Source organism: Streptomyces luteoverticillatus (genome assembly GCF_003970715.1).
GTDB classification, from domain to species: domain Bacteria; phylum Actinomycetota; class Actinomycetes; order Streptomycetales; family Streptomycetaceae; genus Streptomyces; species Streptomyces abikoensis.
Map to the genome: position 1 here is coordinate 833,227 of NZ_CP034587.1, position 17,665 is coordinate 850,891.

At 75.2% G+C, this 17,665-nt stretch carries 13 protein-coding genes; 5 read left to right on the plus strand and 8 right to left on the minus strand.

Annotated features, from left to right (window positions below; genetic code table 11):
• Window positions 1-121: 121 nt before the first annotated feature.
• From EKH77_RS03405 to EKH77_RS03425, 5 genes are all read left to right on the plus strand, one after another.
• Window positions 122-1,183, plus strand: coding sequence for a radical SAM protein (locus EKH77_RS03405; RefSeq protein WP_126912953.1), 1,062 nt, complete (start codon window positions 122-124; stop codon window positions 1,181-1,183).
• A 33-nt stretch (window positions 1,184-1,216) separates the two neighbouring features.
• Entirely contained in the window at window positions 1,217-3,799 is a 2,583-nt protein-coding gene (lanKC, locus tag EKH77_RS03410; RefSeq protein ID WP_126912954.1) for a class III lanthionine synthetase LanKC, read from the plus strand.
• Between the two features lie 131 nt (window positions 3,800-3,930).
• Window positions 3,931-4,983, plus strand: a complete 1,053-nt coding sequence (locus tag EKH77_RS03415; RefSeq protein WP_126912955.1) for a hypothetical protein — start codon at window positions 3,931-3,933, stop codon at window positions 4,981-4,983.
• A complete protein-coding gene (locus tag EKH77_RS03420; RefSeq protein WP_126912956.1) occupies window positions 4,878-6,446 on the plus strand; it encodes a protein kinase/lanthionine synthetase C family protein in 1,569 nt (522 codons plus the stop codon). The genes EKH77_RS03415 and EKH77_RS03420 overlap by 106 nt, the downstream gene beginning before the upstream one ends.
• A gap of 153 nt (window positions 6,447-6,599) precedes the next feature.
• A complete protein-coding gene (locus EKH77_RS03425) occupies window positions 6,600-7,169 on the plus strand; it encodes a hypothetical protein (RefSeq protein WP_126912957.1) in 570 nt (189 codons plus the stop codon).
• Between the two features lie 67 nt (window positions 7,170-7,236).
• Here EKH77_RS03425 and EKH77_RS03430 read toward each other — a convergent pair whose 3' ends face one another.
• From EKH77_RS03430 to EKH77_RS34270, 8 genes are all read right to left on the minus strand, one after another.
• Window positions 7,237-8,787 carry an MFS transporter gene (locus EKH77_RS03430; RefSeq protein WP_240667201.1) on the minus strand — a complete coding sequence of 517 codons (1,551 nt, stop codon included), beginning with the start codon at window positions 8,785-8,787 and terminating at the stop codon, window positions 7,237-7,239.
• Window positions 8,788-8,929: 142 nt separating this feature from the next.
• The gene (locus tag EKH77_RS03435) at window positions 8,930-9,556 is read right to left on the minus strand and encodes a response regulator (RefSeq protein WP_126912958.1); all 627 of its coding nucleotides are present in this window, start codon (window positions 9,554-9,556) and stop codon (window positions 8,930-8,932) included.
• Window positions 9,557-9,644: 88 nt separating this feature from the next.
• Window positions 9,645-9,884: an antitoxin gene (locus EKH77_RS03440; RefSeq protein ID WP_126912959.1), complete on the minus strand. Its 240-nt coding sequence runs from the start codon at window positions 9,882-9,884 to the stop codon at window positions 9,645-9,647.
• Between the two features lie 96 nt (window positions 9,885-9,980).
• Window positions 9,981-12,188 carry an FUSC family protein gene (locus EKH77_RS03445; RefSeq protein WP_126912960.1) on the minus strand — a complete coding sequence of 736 codons (2,208 nt, stop codon included), beginning with the start codon at window positions 12,186-12,188 and terminating at the stop codon, window positions 9,981-9,983.
• A 192-nt stretch (window positions 12,189-12,380) separates the two neighbouring features.
• Entirely contained in the window at window positions 12,381-12,995 is a 615-nt protein-coding gene (locus tag EKH77_RS03450; RefSeq protein ID WP_126917857.1) for a DsbA family protein, read from the minus strand.
• 104 nt (window positions 12,996-13,099) lie between these two features.
• Entirely contained in the window at window positions 13,100-13,594 is a 495-nt protein-coding gene (locus EKH77_RS03455; protein WP_126912961.1) for a MarR family winged helix-turn-helix transcriptional regulator, read from the minus strand.
• Window positions 13,595-13,667: 73 nt separating this feature from the next.
• On the minus strand, window positions 13,668-16,226 hold the full coding sequence (locus EKH77_RS03460) for a bifunctional lysylphosphatidylglycerol flippase/synthetase MprF (RefSeq protein ID WP_126912962.1): 2,559 nt from the start codon (window positions 16,224-16,226) through the stop codon (window positions 13,668-13,670).
• The gene (locus EKH77_RS34270; protein WP_206279805.1) at window positions 16,223-17,590 is read right to left on the minus strand and encodes an alpha/beta hydrolase; all 1,368 of its coding nucleotides are present in this window, start codon (window positions 17,588-17,590) and stop codon (window positions 16,223-16,225) included. Before EKH77_RS34270 ends, EKH77_RS03460 begins: the two co-directional genes overlap by 4 nt.
• Window positions 17,591-17,665: the final 75 nt, after the last annotated feature.

Genomic DNA, 17,665 nt, shown 5'->3' on the forward strand with positions numbered 1-17,665 from the left:
GTACGCACGGCGGTCCCGGCGCGGCAGACTCGGTATATACGCCCTTTACCCGGCCCTCGGCGGTCCCGGTAGGACGATCGACTGTGCGATTCTGCGATTCAAGGAAAGCCGAAAGGGAACCATGAGCGTGTCTTCCGGTCCCGAGGTGGTCGTCTGGGACACCACCTATGCCTGTCCCCTGCGTTGCTCGCACTGCTATTCGGAGTCCGGCAGGCGGGCACCGCGGCAATTGAGCCACGAGGACATGCTGCGGGTCGCCGACGCCCTGATCTCGCTGAATCCCCGGGTGGTGGCGCTCTCCGGCGGGGAACCCCTCGTCGTCAAGGGGATCTTCGAGGTCGCGGGCCGGCTCTCGCGGGCCGGGGTGCGCACCGCCGTCTACACCAGCGGCTGGATCATGGAACCCTGGATGGCGGCCGAACTCGGTTCGGTGTTCGACGAGGTGATCGTGAGCCTCGACGGGGCGACGGCCCAGGTCCACGACCGGATCCGCGGCCGGCGCGGCTCCTTCGACCGGGCGCTGAGCGCCCTCACCCTGCTCGACGGGGTCGCCCGGGAGCGCGCCCGGCGGGGGCGCGCGCCGCTGTGGTTCGGCATCGACTGCGTCGTCGTGCGCAGTAATTTCCCGCAACTCGAGGAATTCTGCACGGCCATCGCCCCGCGCTTCCCGGAATTGCGCACGCTCACCTTCAACGCGGCGGTGCCCGAAGGGCTCGCCAGCCGCCCGGAATTCTGCCGCTTCGAACTCCTCGACGACACCCAGGTCGCCGAGTTGACCAGTGACGGGCGGCGGGCCCGGCTCCAGCGGCTCGCACCGGCCGGGGTACGGGTCTTCACCACCGACAATCAGAACCTCGTGATGCGCCCGGATCGTTTCGCCAGTGGCGTCGACACACTGGTGATGCAGATCGAACCGGACGGTGATGTCAGAGCGCTGCCCGTGTACGAGGGCACGGTGGGAAACATTCTCCAGGAATCGCCGCTCGATCTGTGGCACCGGGGCGTCTCCCGGCTCAGCGATCCCTTTGTCGTGGAAACGCTGTCGGCGGTGCGCACCATGCAGGACTGGGCGGCGGCCGTGCGCCGCATGGACTATCACTTCGGCTCCCCAGAGGTCCGTTCCCGTATCGACCGCCGCGCGATCCGTACGAATCCCCCGGAGTTCAGCGCCCTCGCCCACTGACCCCCGCAGTCCTCGCCCCGAAAGGGACGCGCCGTGCTGACGCTCAAGGACTACGACCGCTTCTGCCTCGCCGACCCCGTCTTCTACGAGGTGCCCGAGCGCTACCCGGACGACCACGAGAGGTTCGCGGCGGCCCGCCGGGAGCCGCCGAGGGGCTGGCAGCGGGGCGAGTCCGGCTGGTGGATCACCCTGCGGCCCGGTCCGGCGGCGCCCGGGGCGGGCTGGCGGATCCATGTGTCGGTGGCGCTGCCGGAGCTCGCCCGGGCCGTCGAGATCGTCTGGGGGCACTGCGTGGCCCACGCCCTGCCCTTCGACTTCGTCCGCAGCCGCGCCACCGCACGGGAACTGTGCGGCCACCGCGCCGAACCGCTGCCGGGCAACCGGCTGATCACCGTCCACGCGGGCGACGGCGCGACGCTCACCCGGAGCCTCGAAGAACTCGGCGTCCTCCTCGCCGGGCTGCCCGGCGCGTACGTGGCGGGCGCGCTGCGGCACGGGCCCGGCCCGCTGTACGTCAGCCACGGCCCGCCCGGCCCGGAGGGCCTGCCCCGGCCCGGCGACCGGACCGTCTTCGCCCCGCCGGGCGGGGTACCGCTGCCCGAGCCGCTGCGGGCCGACCTGGAGGCGCTGCGCGCCCGGCCGGCGGGCGGCTTCCCCTACCGGGCCGAGCGGGCGCTCGGCAGGTCCCACGGCGGCGGCACCTACCTCGCGGTCGACAAGCGCACCGGCGAGCGCGTCGTCCTGCGCGAGGCCCGGCCGTACGCCGGGCTCGACGAGCGCGGCGAGGACGCCGTCACCCGGCTCGACCGGGAGCGGGCCGCGCGCGAGCGCCTGGTGGGCCTGGACTGCGTACCGCGCGTCCTCGGCCACCTCACCCACGCCGAACACCGCTTTCTCGCCGAGGAGTTCATCGAGGGGACCTCGCTGCTGCGGGCCGCCGCCGACGCCTTCCCGCTCACCTCGCGGGAGCGCGCCGCGCGGGAGGCCGCCCCCTACACCGCCTGGGCCCTGGACGTCGTGGACCGGACCGAGCGGGCCCTGCACGCCCTGTACGCCCACGGACTGCGCCTCGGCGAACTCCGGCCGGAGAACATCGTCGTGCGGCCGGACGGGCGGGTGGCGCTCGTCGGGCTCGGCACGCTCACGGACGCCGGGGACGACCGGGCCCCCGCCACCGGCGACCCCGGCTTCGCCGCACCGCCCGGCCTTACGGCCCCCGACGCCCTGCGCCATCTGCTGGACCGGCTGCGCCTGTGGCTTTTCCTGCCGGTCCCCCACCGCGGCCCGGGCAAGCTCCACACCCTCACCGCCGCGATCGAGCGGCACTACCCGGTCCCCCGGGGGTTCGGCGCCGGGCTGCTGACGGGGCTGTGGCCCGAGGGCCACCCGGCCGAGGACGACCGGGCGGGCGCGCTGCTGGCGGCGGACCGGCCCGACTGGCCGGCGATCCGCGACTCCCTCGTCCGGGGCATCCACGCCACCGCCACCCCGGACCGCGCCGACCGGCTCTTCCCCGGCGGCCCCACCGGGACCGGGGAGCTGGGCGGCCCCGGGCTCGCCCACGGCGCGGCCGGGGTCCTGTACGCGCTGCACCGGACCGGGGCGCGGGTTCCCGAGGAGTACACCGCGTGGCTCCTGGACGCCGTGCGGCGCGACCCCGAGCCCGCGCCCGGCCTCCACGAGGGCCTTCACGGCGTCGCGTTCGTCCTCGACGCGCTCGGCCTGCGCGCGGAGGCCCTCGACGTCCTCGGCCTCTGCCCGCCGGAGCGCGACGCGGTGCCCGACGCGGGCCTGGCCGCCGGCCGGGCCGGCATCGCCCTGACCCTGCTCCACTTCGCCGGCGCCACCGGGGACCCCGCGCTCCTGACCCGCGCGCTGGGCCTCGCGGGCGAGCTCGGCCGCGCCGTCGAGGACGGCCCCCCGCCCGCCCCGCCGGGCCGCCCCGCCCCCTACGGGCTGCTGCACGGCGCGACGGGAGCGGCCCTGCTCTTCCTGCGGCTGTACGAACACACCGGCGACGCCTCCCTCCTCGGCCTCGCCGGGCGCGCCCTGCGCCACGACCTGGTGCGGCTGCGCACCCTCCCCGACGGGATGCTCACCCTCTTCGACGGCACGGCCAACCTGCCGTACCTCCACGGGGGCAGCACCGGGCTCGCGTTCGTCCTGCGCGACCTGCTGCGGTACCGGCCCGACCCCCGGCTGGCCGCCGTGCTGACCTCGCTCCGGCTCACCTGCGACGCCGTGTACGTGCGCAACGCGGGCCTGCTGCGCGGCCGGGCCGGGTCGGTGGCCGTGCTCGCGGCGCTCGGCGAGCCGGTGACAGGCACGGCGCTCGGCGGGCAGATCCGCCGGCTGTCCTGGTACGCCCAGGCCTACCGGGGGCACCTGGCGTTCCCCGGGTTCCGGATGCTGCGGCTGTCGGCGGACCTGGCGACGGGCGCCGCCGGTGTGCTGCTCGCGCTGGGCTCGGCGTTCGGGGCGACCGGGCCCGTGCTGCCCTTCCTCGACCCCCGTCCCGTGGCCGTACCACCCGCCCGGGAGGGAGGTGAACGACGTGTCGGAGATCCTGGAGCTGCAGGAGCTGGAGGAGGAGACCCCCGCCCAGTGGCCGTGTAGCAACAGCTACCAAAGCACCCTCGGACAGGTCTGAGCCGCCCTCGGAGGACGGCGAGCCGGCCGCCGCACCGCACGGCGACGGCCGGCCCGCCGGAATCGCGAGGCCCGACATGGCACCGGAGGAGCACGGCATGCTCGCTCAAGGCCACCTCGTCGCCGACCCCCTCTTCGTGGACGCCCCTGAGCGCGTGGAGGACACCGCCGTCCGCTTCGCCCACGCCGCCCGCCCGGCCCCGCCGGGGTGGCGGCGCGCCGAACGCGACGGCTGGGTGATGCTGCGGCCCCGGGACGCGCGGCTGCCGCCGCAGGGCTGGAAGATCCACGTCTCGGCGACCGCCGAGGAGGCCTCCCGGGCGGTCGCCACGGTCTGGGAGTACTGCGTCGCGCGCGGCATCGGCTTCAAGTTCCTGCGCAGCCGCACCCTGCTGGCCCTCGTCAACAGCAAGCGGGCCCCGCGCTCGGCGGGCGGCAAGCTCGTCACCGTCTACCCGCGCTCCGAGGAGCTCCTGGAGCGCGCGCTCGAGGAGCTGTCCACCCTCTTACGGGGCGTCAAGGGCCCCTATATCCTCAGCGATCTGCGCTGGGGCGAGGGGCCGTTGTACCTGCGCTACGGGGGTTTCACGCCACGGTTCTGCTTCTCCGGCGACGGCGAGTACGTGCCCGCCGTCGTCCGGCCGGACGGCAGGGCGGTGCCCGATGTGCGCGGGGCCGCGTTCAAGGTGCCGCCGTGGGCGGGCGTGCCGCCGTTCGTCGCCGGGCGGATCCGCGCCGCTCGGGCGGACGGCGCCGGTGGCTTCCCCTACCGGGTGGAGAAGGCCCTGCGGTTCTCCAACAGCGGCGGCGTCTACCGCGCTCTCGCCCCCGGCACCGGGCGGCGCGTGGTGCTGCGCGAGGCCCGGCCGTACGCGGGGGTCGACGACAACGGCATGGACGCGGTGGCCCGGCTGGGGCGCGAGCACGCCGTGCTGGAACGCCTCGCGGGACTCGGCTGCGTACCACGGGTGCTCGCCCGGACGCGTCACTGGGAACACCACTTCCTCGTCGAGGAGTTCGTCGAGGGGAACGGCTGGAGGAGGCCATGGGCCGCCGCCACCCCCTCTTCCGGCCGGGCGCGAGCCGCGCGGAGCTGGCCGCGTACACCGACTGGGCGTGCGCGGTCGTCACCCGCCTCGAGGAGGCGATAGCGGCCCTCCACGGGCGGGGCGTGGTCTTCGGGGACCTACAGCCGGGCAATGTGCTGGTCCGGCCGGACGGCAGCGTCTGCCTCGTCGACTTCGAGACGTCCTTCGGGATGGACGAGAACTTCACCCCGGCGCTGGGCACGGCGGGCTTCACGGCTCCCTGGGCGCGTACGGGGCCGGCGGTCGACGCCTACGCGCTGGACTGCATGCGGCTCGCGGTCTTCTGCCCGCTCACCGAGCTGCTGCGCTTCGACCCGCGCAAGCACGAGCAGTTGATCCGGCACGTGGAGGACCGCTTCCCCCTCCCGCCCGGCTACGGCGAGCGGCTGCGCGCCGGTCTCGCCCCGCCCCCGGACCCCGCGCCGCCGCCCGCGCCCACGTGGCCGGGCGCGGCGGCCGGGCCGACCGGTACCTGGGACGAGGTCCTCGGCTCCCTGTGCGACGCCGTCGTGCGCAGCGCCACCCCGGAGCGGGCGGACCGGCTCTTCCCCGGTGACGTCCGGCAGTTCGACGGGCAGGGCGCGGCGCTGGCGTACGGCGCGGCGGGCGTGCTGCACGCGCTGCACCGCACCGGGCACGGCGGCGGCGCGCGCTTCGAGGGATACGTGGACTGGCTGGCCCGGGCGGCCGAGCGGGCGGACTGGCCCCGGCCGGGGCTGTACGACGGGCTCGCGGGCGTGGCCTACGTCCTCGACGAGCTCGGGCGCCCGCAGCAGGCGCGGGCGGCCCTGGCCCGGCTGGCGGCGTTCGACCTGCGCGGCTGTGGGGCGGGGCTGTTCGGCGGGCTCGCCGGGATCGGCCTGGCCTTCGCCCACTTCGGGGACCTGCGGGCGGCGGCCCGGCTGGCGGAGCGGCTGGCGCGCGGCCTCTGCGAGGACGTTCTCGCGCCGGTCCCGGCGGCGGGGCTGATGCGGGGCTGGTCGGGGCCGGCCCTGCTGTTCAGCCGGCTCTTCGCCGAGACGGGCGAGGACCGCTGGCTGCGGTGGGCGGAGGCCGCGCTCGCCCGCGACCTCGCGCACTGCGGGGTGTCCCCGGGCCGGCACGTCCATGTGCGCGCGGGGCGGCGCCGGCTGACCACGCTGGGCGGGGGCGGCGCCGGTGTGGCCATCGCCCTCCACGAGTACCTGCGGCACCGCGAGGACCCGCACTTCGCCGGGCTGCGGGACCGGATCCGCGCCGGGCTGGGAGCGGAACTGCTGCTGTCCTCGGGCCTCTTCGAGGGCCACGCCGGGCTGCTCTACGCGCTCGTCCACCTCGGCGGCCCGGCGGACGCGCGCGAGGCCCAGCTGCGCGGGCTGGGGCTGCACGCGGTGCGGTTCCAGGGGCGGCTGGCGTTCCCGATGGACGGGTTGCTGCGGCTGTCGATGGACCTGGCGACGGGCACCGCCGGGGTGCTGCTCGCCGTCCACGCGGCGTTGCGGGGCACGACGGCGGGCGCGTCGCTGCCGCTCCTGCGCACCGGTTGAGCGCGCCGCGCCGGGGTGCGCGCGCTGTGGCGCGGGCGGGCCGGGGGTGCTGCGGGAGCCGGGCGGTGCCGGGTGGTTCCCGTGGCCGGCGGGGGTAGAGAGGGCCGGAACGCGCCCGTCCGGGTGCGTCGAGGCTTCTCGAAGGGGTACGGCATGTTCGGAAAGCGTGGCATCGGGGTCGCGTCGGTCTCACTGGCGCTGATCGCCTCCTGCCTGGGCTGGGCCGCTCCGGCGGCCGGGGCCCACGACGACCACGGCGCCCACGGGGGCCACGGGGGCCACGGGCCGGTCACGTGCCAGGGGCGGGAGAGCACGACGTACAGTCCGGGCCTGACGCTCACGCCGCAGTCGGTCGGCATCCGGGCGGCCACCGCGTACACCTGCTCCGACCGCCCGGGGCACACGATCGCGGCCACCGGATCCGCCAACGGCCGGTCCCCGGAATCCACTTGTCTCGGACTCCACGCGCCCGCGGGGCACGAGGTCCTGCGGTACGGGGACGGCTCGGTGTCGGAGATCTCCTACCCCGTCGGCAACGCCGAGCGGGTCCTCGGCGTCAACACGGTGATGCTCAAGGGCGTGGTCGTCGCCGGGCGCGACAAGGGCGCGGAGGCGGAACGGTTCGTCGAGGTGGCACCGGCCCAGGGGCTTCCGCTGGCGTGCCTGACCCCGGAGGGCGTCCGGCGGTCGACCGGTGTGACGCAGCTGCGCATCATTCCGTGATCCGGGCCTGACCCGGTCCTGATCCGGCCTTGATCCGGCCTTGATCCGGGCGGCGGGCGGCCGGCGTTCAGTGGCCGCCGCCCGTCACCTTGAAGCCGCGCGGGACCATGAACACGGTCAGCAGGGTCACGGCGACGACGATGCCCGCCGAGACGTAGGCGGTGGTGGTCAGCGCGTGGTCGAAGGCGCCCCGCGCGGCCGTCAGCACCCGCCGTCCCGTGTCCCCGCCCACCTGCCGCGCCACGTCCGCCGCGCCGCCGACGGAACCGCGCGCGGTGTCGAGGTCGTGCCCGCGCAGCGGCAGGTTCGCCGTCCGGTCCGTCATCCGGTGGGAGAAGACGGCGCCGTGGATGCTGCCGAGCAGGGCCACGCCCAGGCCGACGCCGAGCTCGTAGGCGGTCTCGGAGACCGCGCCGGCCTGCCCGGCCCGTTCCGCCGGGACGGCGGAGACGAGGACGGACGCCGAGGCGGTGATGGCCAGCCCGTCGCCGAGGCCGAGCCCGGCCAGGACGACGGCGACGACCGGGTAGGTGGTCGGCTCCGGGGCCAGCGCGAGGAGCAGGAACCCGGCGGCCAGGGCGCCCAGTCCGGTGGCCAGCACGGCGCGCACCCCGGCGTGGTGCATCAGCCAGGGCGAGCTCAGCGAGCCGACCAGCATGGCAAGGGCCGAGGGCAGGGTGCGCAGTCCGGCCTCCGAGGGCGAGTAGCCGTGGACGTACTGGAGCCACAGCGAGATGAGGAACAGCGCGGCCCCGATGGCGAGCATGGCGAGGAGGGTGGCCAGCGCTGCCGCGAGGAACGGGCCCTCGCGGAACAGCCGGACGTCCAGCAGCGGGTCCTCGAGCCGTAGTTGGTGCCAGGCGAACAGGGCGAGCAGGGCCACGCCGAGGACGAGGGCGCCCACGTCCGAGGGGTTGGGGCTGCCCTTGGCGACGTGCTTGATGCCCCAGGCGAGGGCCACGATGCCGACGATCGACAGGCCCGCGCCGGGCCAGTCGAGACCCCCGGGGTGCGGAGCGCGGTACTCCGGCAGCAGCCGCACGCCCACGGCGACCGTCACAACGACGACCGGGACGTTCACCCAGAACGCCGCCTGCCACTCGAAGTGCTCGACGAGGAACCCGCCCACCAGCGGCCCCACACAGGCGCCCGCCCCGGCCACGGCGGCCCACACGCCGATGGCCAGGGCCCGTTCCCGGGCGTCGGTGAAGATGTTCCGGATGAGGGAGAGCGTCGAGGGCATCACCATGGCGCCGCCCAGCCCGAGCAGCACCCGGCCACCGATCAGCTGGAACGAGCTGTGCGCGGTCGCGGCGAGGACGGAGGCGACGCCGAAGAGCACGAAGCCGACGAGGAAGAGCCGCTTGCGGCCCCACCGGTCGCCGACCGCGCCGGTGGTGACGAGGAGGCCGCCCAGGATCAGCCCATAGATGTCGATGATCCACAACTGCTCCAGCGGGCCGGGCCGGAGGTCGTCGATCAGCGAGGGCAGGGCGACGTTGAGGATGGTGGCGTCCATGGCGACCAGCAGCAGGCTGGCGCACAGCACGGCCAGCATCGCCCAGCGGCCGGGGGCGGGACCAGTTGTGGAGTGGGGGTCCCCGGAAGCTCGCGCCATCGGACGACAACACCTCACCGATCTCGGGAACCCGAGCGTCCGGTGGCCGGAAGGCACCGGTCAGGCCAGTCGACCGGATCCCCGGGGCACACGCAACCGGAGCGTCGTCCGAGCCCGCGAAGCGCTGAGCCCTCGGCGGGCTTTAGTCGAGCAGGCCCCGGCGCACGGCCTCGGCGACCGCGGCCGCCCGGTCGGGCACGCCGAGCTTCTCGTACAGCCGGTGGGTGACGGTCTTGACGGTGCTCGCCGCCAGTCGCAGCTCGGCCGCGAGCTGGGGGATGCCCTTTCCCTCGGCGAAGCCGCGCAGGACCTGCCGCTCGCGCTCGGAGAGGGCCGCGGCGTCCCCGTCGGCAGCCGGCCGGGGACCGGCCTCCGAGGGCACCGGCCTGCCGTCGGCGGCCGCCAGCACCGCCTCGACGAACTCGGGCCGTTTGGCGTCCTTGGCGAGGTACCCGGCGGCTCCCTCCCGGAGCGCCCGGTAAACGACGGTCGCGTCGGTGGCCGCCGACAGCAGCACGAGCCGGGTCGGCAGGCCCTCCCCGACGACGGCGTGGATCACGGCGACGCCGTCCATCTTGGGCAGCCGGTAGTCGATCAGGGCCACGTGCGGGACGAGCTCCCGGATGGCGGTCAGCGCGGCGACGCCGTCCTCGGCCTCGGCCCGCACGTCGATACGGCCGTCGGCGCGCAGGCCCCGGACGACGCCCTCGCGGTAGGCGGGGTGCTCGTCGGCCACCACCACGGTCACTCTCGTCGCGGAATCCGGCACGTCGCCACCGCCTCTCGCGCCTCTCACGCGTCTTGCTTTCGCGCACGCGTCGTCGCGTCCGCCCACGCGTTCCACGATAGGCGCGCGCCTAGGGCTGCGCGGGCGGTTCCGGGGCGGGCGGAGGAGGTGTCTCGGGCTCGCCCTCGCCGGGGATGGCGTTCTTCGCCGCTTCCTTGCCCTTTTCGATCTTGTCGGAGTACTTGTGGCCGGTCTTCTCGTCGATGAACGTCCCGGCCTTGTCCACCGCTTGTTCGACCTTTTCGGGGTTCTCGGCCGCGGCGGCCTTCCCCTTGCCGACGAGGCCCTTGAGCGTGTCGATGAGCGACATGGCGTTCTCCTCACTGAATGCCGGGCCCACGCTGGAGAAGGCCCCGCCATCAGCATGCGCACGGCCGGGGAGGGGGCATGCGGGCCACGGGGCGGACTAACCCGAACGGGTGACGGCGTACGGGGCGCGGACGATCCGTGCGACGTCCTCCGCCACGCCCGTCAGCCAGGCCTCCGCGTCCACCGTCAGCAGGACGCGCGCGGCGTCCACGTGCCCGGCGTGCAGGGCGGCGCCGCGCAGGAGGCCCGACGTGGCGGCGGGGCGCGGGGGCGGGCCGGGGATGCCGGGGGCCGGGCGCGGCGGGGCGGGGGCGCGCAGCGCCTCGGCCGCGCGGAGGGCGTCGTCGGCCACGCGGTCGGCGAGGAAGGTCAGTTCGGCGGCGGCTCCGGGTGAGAGCGGGGTGGCCCCGAGGGCGGCGCCTTGCCGCAGGAGCATCAGTTCGCCGCCGCGCAGCATGTGGTAGCCGGCCAGCATGGCCATCTCCCACGGCGGGTCCACGGCGCGCCGGAGGAGGCGTTCGCCCTGGTACTGGCAGTACGAGGCCTCGGCCAGGAGCATGGCCACCCGGACCGGGCGCAGGGGGTCGGCGGGCGCGGGGCGGCCGCAGAGGAGGTCCGTGACGCCCCGGCACCCGGCGGCGCCCGCGGCGAGGAAGTCGGCGACGGCGCAGCGCAGTTCGCCCCCGGCGCCGCGCGGCCAGGCGAGCAGGCTCGCCAGGACGCCGATCGCGCCGCCGACGAGGACGTCGACGAGGCGCACGGCGGACAGCTGCCACTGCGGCGTGGAGAGCTGGGCGAACATCAGCACGATGACGACGGTGAACGTCGCCTGCCCCCACGCGGGACCGAGCAGCGGGGCCGCGGTGAACCCGACGAGCAGGACGACGGGCAGCGCGACCGCGTAGAAGAGCGGTACGTCGCCGACGGCGCGGAGCGCGAGGGCGGCGAGCAGGGCCCCGGCGGTCGTACCGGTGACGGCGGGGCGCAGGGCGGTACGGGTGTCGGCGGCCGAGGTGCGCATGAGGCTGAGGGTGGCCAGGAGGACCCAGAAGCCGTGCGAGAGGCCGAGGGCGCCGACCAGGAGCCGGGCGCCTGCCATGGCCGTGGCCACCCGGAGGGCGTTCTGGAGGTGGACCGAGCGGAGGGTCAGGTGCACCCGCATCCGGTGCCACCACAGCTCGGGGGCGGGCACGGCGGCGTACCAGAACGGTCCGTCGCGCCCCGCCCCGGCCGTCGTGGAGCGGGCGCCCAGGGCGATCCGCGATGCCTGGCCGGCCAGCCGCGCGCCCTCGGCGGCGGAGCGGACGACGGCGTCGCGGCGGAGCCGCTCGGGCGGGGCGCCGGGGATCTCGTCCGCGCGGACGGCGTCGAAGGCGGCGACGGCACGGCGCAGCGCGTCGTCGTCGGTGCCGTCGTTGCCGTCGTTGCCGTCGTTGCCGTCGTTGCCGTCGTTGCCGTCGGGGGGTGGAGTGCCGCTGGTCAGGCCGGTGGCGACGGGGCGCAGGGCGGTGGCGGTGCGCTCCAGCAGGGCGGTGGCGGGGTCGTCGGGTCCGGCGGGGCCGGGGGCGCCGGGGCCGCGACAGAAGCGGTCGAGCTGGTCGTGGACGTGCCGGACGCACGCGCGGGTGTGGTTGAGGGCGCGATCGCGGGCGGAGGGCGAGGTGGGGCGCTCGGCGGGTGGGATCCGGGAGGGACGCGCCTCCTGGAGCGCCAGCTCGGCGGCGGGCCGGACGTCCTCGCCGCCGCGCGCGGCGGCGGCGCAGCTGTCGGCCACGGCGGCCGTCGCGCGGCCGAGCCGCACCCGGTACGGGGTGGGCGGGGGCTCCCGCAGGCCGAGGAGGTCCAGCAGCCGGTCGACGAGGGCGGTGAGCAGGATGCCGGCGGTCAGGCCCGCCAGGCGGGAGCCGAGGGTCTCGGGAGCGTAGGGCGGGAAGCAGGGCAGGATGTAGAAGAGCTGGCAGGCCACGCTCAGCCCGGCCGGGCCGGGCCCGGCCGTCGCCGCGAAGGCGACGAGGAAGCCCACGACGAACATGCCGGCCGCGGCGGCCCAGCCGCGCACGGCCAGCAGCGTGCCGGACGTGACCATGATCCAGCCCACCGGCACCATCGCGAGGAGGACGCGGGTGCGGTGCCGGGCGGGGCCGGGGATCTGCGAGAACAGCACCAGCGGGAGGACGCCGAAGGTGGCGTAGAGGCCGACGGTGCGGTCGCCGAGGGCGTGCGCGAAGCCGTAGAAGCCGGCGCAGCCGGCGAGGGTGGCCCAGGCGGCGCGGCGGGCCGCGCCTGCGGGCGGGGTGCGGGCCATGGTGCTTTCCCAGGCTAGGCGGGGTGCCGCAGGTCGCAACCGGGGGAAGACTTGCCCCGGTCCCGCCCTTTCACCGTTTCCCGGGGCTCCGCCCCGGACCCCGGTCCTCAAGCGCCGGACGGGCTGCTGTGCTCTGTCCTCAAGCGCCGGACGGGCTGCTGTGCTCTGTCCTCAAGCGCCGGACGGGCTGAATTAGCTCCCTGCCGCCACCAGCCGCGCCGCGACCTGGTCGGCCGTGGCGTGTCCCACGGCCAGGACCGTGACACGCTCGCCGTCGACGGCGAGCAGCGTCGGGAAGCCCTGGACGCCGTACTCCGCAGCGCGGCGGAAGTCCGCGCGGGCGGCCTTGGCGGCGCCGGGTGCCGAGAAGGCGGCGGCCACGGCGTCCGCGTCGAGGCCGGCGGCCTCGGCGACGGTGCGGTAGGTGCTCTCCTCGGAGAGGCTGAGCCCGTCCGCGTAGAACGCGTCCTGGAGGGCGGCGGCCAGCTCGGCGGCCCGGTCCGGGGCGGCTTGGCGCAGGGCGGCCATGCCGCGCGCGGCGGCCTCGGAGTCCATGACGAAGGAGCCGTCCGCGATCAGCCGGTCGTAGGCCGCGCCGAACTCCGCCCCCGTCAGCTCAGCGATCTTCGCGTTGGCGCCCTGGACGTAGCCGAACTCGCGGATCGGCACGCGGCGGGCGCCGGTGAACAGTCCGCCGGAGACGACCTCCACGGGCAGCTCCGGGTGGCGCCGGGCGGTCTCGGTGAGCGTGGCCGAGAAGCCGTGGGACCAGCCGCAGTAGGCGTCGAAGACGTAGACGAGCTTCATGGGGGGTGCCTCCAGGAGGGTGTGACGCGAGCTATTCACCTGCCACAACAGTATCTGCTCAGTCAGATATTCCGGACGGCCGACCGCACTCCTCGGCGCGGCCCTCAGCGCAGTCGCGGCAGCGCGTCCCTCGCCGCGTGGCTGAGGACCTTCAGGTCCTCGGCGAACCGCTCCCGGTGCGCCTCCGGCAGCGGCTCCAGGAAGAAGCGGCGGATGTTCTCGCGGTGGATCCGGGCGGCCCGGACCGCCGTCTCCTCCCCCGCCGGGGTCAGCCGGACGAGCCGGCCCCGCCGGTCGCCGGGGTCGGCGTCCCGGACCACCAGGCCCGCCGCCTCCATCCGGTCCACCAGCCGGGTCACCCCGCCCGTGCTCAGTACCCGCTCCTGGGCGATCGCCCGCATGGGCAGCCCCGCCTCCCCGGCCCGGCCCAGGATCAGCAGCACCTCGAACATCAGGTGGCTGATCCCGCACTCCTCCTCGATCGCCCGGCCCAGGATGTACTCCAGCCGGTTCGCGGCCCCCTGGAGCCGGCCGAAGGCCAGCACCAGGCCGTCGTCCGCCGCTTCCCTGGCCGTCGCGATCCCGCTCTCGTGTGCCACGTGGCCCCTCTCGCCCGTCACCCGTCACCCCTGGCTGTGCGTGGCACCCGTGCGCCACTGGAGGAGCCTAGAGCTACGCCGAGAACTGCCGCACCAGCCGCACCCCCTGGACGGCCGTCAAGTGCGGCAGATACGCCTTGCTGACCGCCCGGGTGATGGCGGGCAGGGCCGCCGGGTCCGGGTAGGCCATGTACATGGGCCGGTAGCGCGGCTGGAACTTCGCCTTGAACGCGAGCAGCGACCGGAAACCGTAGACGGGCTCCAGCATCTTCCCTCCGTAGTCGAGGACCCGCTGGAGGGCGACCGGTGGCTCCTCGGTCGCCTTGCGGGCCAGCGGGGCGCCGGAGAGGCTGAGGAAACGGGCGCCCTCCTCCTTGAAGCCGAGCGCGGCGGAGGCGATCAGGAACTCCATCGAGCCGCGGAAGCCGTCCGCCCTGCGCCGCATGAAGTCCAGCGTCCAGCCGGCGGGCCTGCCCTCCTCGTACACCGGCATCCAGCTGGTGATGCCGTGCACGGTGTGCTCGGCGTCGACGGCGAGGAGGCAGCGCACGGCCGGGTCGTCCAGCTCGTCGAGGCCGCCCAGGGTGAAGTTCATCTCCGGCAGGCCCTTGTCGGCGACCCACTCCTCGGAGATCGACCGGATCTGGTCGGTGACGGCGACGGGCGCGTCGGGGAAGGACCACCACTCGGCGGTGACGCCCTCCTTCTTCGCCTTGTTCAGCGCCGTGCGCACGTCCTGCCACTTCTTCCCGGTGAACGCCAGGTCGGGCAGCGGCACCACGGTGTCCTCGGCGACCTGCACCGAGCGCCAGCCCAGCCGCTCGGCGGCCTCGCGGGTGGCGGCGCCGACGCTGTAGAAGCACGGCGTCCAGCCGCGCTCGTCGCAGAAGCGGGCGAAGCCGCCCACCGCGTCCACCCGCTCCTCCGGCACCCCGAAGGGGTCGCCGGTGGTCAGCGCCACCGTGGCGATGACCCGGTAGGCGACGGCGGTGCGGCCGTTCGCGGCGAACCAGTAGTAATTGCCGTCCCAGGTCGTCAGGTACGACAGCGTCGAGCCGCCGTGCGCGACGAGCAGTTCGCGGGCGCGCACGGCCGCGTCGGCGTCGGTGTGGAGCCGGGGCCTGCGGAAGGTGATCAGCAGCGCGATCAGGGTCACCAGCCAGAAGAGGAGCCCGCAGTAGCGGTAGAGCGTCTCGGCCGTGCCGCCCACCGGCACCGGCCAGTCCGTGAAGTAGCCGAGGAACGCGGGCGGCAGGTACTCCGACACCAGGCCGCTCAGCAGCAGGCCGAAACCGGCCTCCGGGTCGTACTGGTCACGCACGGCCCAGCCGATGCCCACGTACGCGGCGGACGCCAGCAGCAGAGCGCCGCCGGCCACGGCGGCCAGGCCCCACAGGGCGGAGCGCGGCAGGCGCAGGTCGAAGCGTTTACGGGTGACCAGCAGGAGCAGCAGCACCAGGACGGGCAGCAGCATCTGCTCGGCGAAGTACTGGACGTAGTCCACGTGCTCGGTGGGCTCGGCGCCGTAGGCGGAGGGGTTGCCGAGGAAGTCGTGGAGCCAGTAGGCGAACAGGGCGATCCAGCCGAGGTGGAGCAGGACGGCCAGGCTCCAGGCGAGCCGCAGCCCCCGGCGCAGCCCCTCGGCGAGGACGAGGAGGACGACGGGGACGACGACGGCCATGGCGATGGCGGGCGAGTCGTAGAAGCCGCGGACGGCGTGGGCGGCGTGGCAGTCGCGGACCGACTGGGCGCAGGCGTCGGCGACGTCCTGGGCGCTGGGCCGGGTGGAGACGTAGAGCTCGTTGAAGGTGCTGAAGGGACCGTAGGCGTCCTTGTAGAGGATGGCGGTGATCGGCCCGATCGCGGCGGCGGCCACGACGAGGGCGACGAGCACCCGGGCCTCGGTGTGGGAGGAGTGCAGCGGCCGCAGGGGGCCGCGTCGGCGCAGGAGCAGGGCGCCCACGGCGAGCCCGGCGACCGCGCCGCCGAGCCGCAGCACGCCCTGGAGGTGGCCCACGTACAGGGCCATGACCAGGGAGAAGGCGACGATGCCGAGCCGTACCCGGCGCCGCCACAGGGCGGTGAGCCGGTAGCTGAGGACGGCTCCGGCGGCGAGGGCGCCCACGGTGGGAGTGACGGACAGGTCTTGGGTGAGGCTGTCCAGCCACTGCTCGCCCGCGAGGGAGCCGAGCTTCACCACCCCCACGCCCAGCAGGGTGCCCAGGATCTGGCCGCCGAGGAGCGCGGCGGCGGCGCGGGCGACGCCCAGGCGCCGCTCGGCGGGGGTGACGAGCAGCAGCACGATGACGGTCGAGCCGATGTACGCGCCGAGCCCGGGGCACCACAGCAGGGAGCTGACGGGCGTCCACCAGCGGCCTTCGGCGAGCGCGGGCACGCCGACGGCGATCCGTTCCATGCGATGCGGCCGGGGGCCGGAGCCCAGGGAGCCGGTGACGGCGCCGACGATCCACAGCACCGCGAGGAAGCCCAGGGTGAAGGGGGCGTGGCGGACGGGTACGAGGAGCCGGTCGAGGGTGGCCCGCCAGGGGTGGGCGCTGTCGCCGACGCCGGGCACGTCGCCGGGCGCGGGCACGGGTGGCGGGGCGGCCGGGCCGCCGCCGGGCGCGCTCACCGGATCAGTCCCGTCTCGCGGGACAGCCAGGGCAGTTGCCGCTCCAGGCCGGGGCGCCAGACGGCCCAGCTGTGGCCGCCGGGCAGCAGCACGAACTCGGCCCGCATCCCGGCCTTCACGGCGGCCTCGTAGGCCTTCCGCTGCTGTGGCCGGTAGGTGCTGTCGTCGCTGCCGGCGACGAAGGCGGCCTTGGTGTCGGGGAAGCGCTGCCGGGCCAGCACGTCCAGCGGGTTCACCTTCTCGTAGGCGGCCGCGTCCCCGCCGAAGGCCTTGTCGATCGTCTTCTGCCGGCTGCCGAGGGTGGGCGCGTCCTGGCCGGAGATGTCGTTGACGACGCCGTAGACCTGGGGGGCGTTCACGCCGAGCTGGAGGGAGCAGGTGCCGCCGAAGGAGAGGCCGGAGACGGCCCAGGAGGTGCGGGCGCCGGCGACCTGGAGGTGGGAGCGGATCCAGTCGGGGACGTCGGTGGCGAGGTAGGTCTGGACGTTCCCGAGCCGGGAGTCCAGGCAGAGGGTGTTGGCGAACTGCGAGCCGAGGGGGTCCACGACGGCGACGACGGGGGCCAGGCCCCGGTGGTCGCGGGCGAAGGCGTTCATCATCTCGACGAGCCGGCCGGAGTTGATCCAGTCGTCGGGCGAGCCCGGCTGACCGGCCATCAGGACGAGCACGGGCAGCAGCGGGCGCGGGGTGGCCTTGTAGGCGGGCGGCAGATAGACATAGGCGCTGCGGGCCTTGAATCCCGAGACGGTGCCGGGGATGTCGGTCCGGGAGATCGTGCCGGTGTCGGCCATGCCCGCCGGGGGCCGCCACACCTCGGAGAGCGTCTTGCCCGGCGGCACGGCCAGGGTGGGCCCGGCGGTGCCGGTGGCCTCGGAGAGGCGGGTGGTCTTCTGCAGCCAGGCGTTGAGGGCGCTGCGCGCCGTCGGGTACTGGTCGAAGTGGCGGTTGATCTGCGAGGCGCCCATGAGGACGACGAGCAGGCCCGCGAGCACGGCCGGGAGCCAGTGGCGCGGCCGCAGCAGCGGCAGCCGGAAGGCGGTGAGGCACAGGCCGAGGGCGGCGACGCCCGCCCAGAGGACGACCTCGGTGGGCAGGGGGTCGGGGAAGGGCTGGAGCCAGTCGTCGACGGCCACCTGGAGGAGCAGGGTGAGCAGGGCGGCGAGCACCACGGCCGCGGGCGCCCAGCGGGCCCGCCACACGCGCCGCCGCGAGAAGAACAGGGCGGCGAGGGCGCAGAGGCCGGCGGCCAGGACGGCGAACGGGATCCACCCGCTCACCAGGGACCAGTCCAGTGGGCCCGCCGCGAGGCCCAGTGGGCCCGCCGCGAGCCGCGGCGGGCCGTCCGGTATCCGTATCCGCACCACGACAAAATGCTACGCACGTTCTGAATTCCGGCAAATCGGCGCATGTGGGCGCGGTCTTGCCGGAACTCTTCCCTC

Bases quoted from the DNA above. Each gene is read 5' to 3' on its own strand.
- EKH77_RS03405 (WP_126912953.1), top strand. From the start codon at position 122: ATGAGCGTGTCTTCCGGTCCCGAGGTGGTCGTCTGGGACACCACCTAT.
- EKH77_RS03415 (WP_126912955.1), top strand. From the start codon at position 3,931: ATGCTCGCTCAAGGCCACCTCGTCGCCGACCCCCTCTTCGTGGACGCC.
- EKH77_RS03420 (WP_126912956.1), top strand. From the start codon at position 4,878: ATGGGCCGCCGCCACCCCCTCTTCCGGCCGGGCGCGAGCCGCGCGGAG.
- EKH77_RS03425 (WP_126912957.1), top strand. From the start codon at position 6,600: ATGTTCGGAAAGCGTGGCATCGGGGTCGCGTCGGTCTCACTGGCGCTG.
- EKH77_RS03430 (WP_240667201.1), bottom strand. From the start codon at position 8,787: ATGGCGCGAGCTTCCGGGGACCCCCACTCCACAACTGGTCCCGCCCCC.
- EKH77_RS03440 (WP_126912959.1), bottom strand. From the start codon at position 9,884: ATGTCGCTCATCGACACGCTCAAGGGCCTCGTCGGCAAGGGGAAGGCC.
- EKH77_RS03445 (WP_126912960.1), bottom strand. From the start codon at position 12,188: ATGGCCCGCACCCCGCCCGCAGGCGCGGCCCGCCGCGCCGCCTGGGCC.
- EKH77_RS03450 (WP_126917857.1), bottom strand. From the start codon at position 12,995: ATGAAGCTCGTCTACGTCTTCGACGCCTACTGCGGCTGGTCCCACGGC.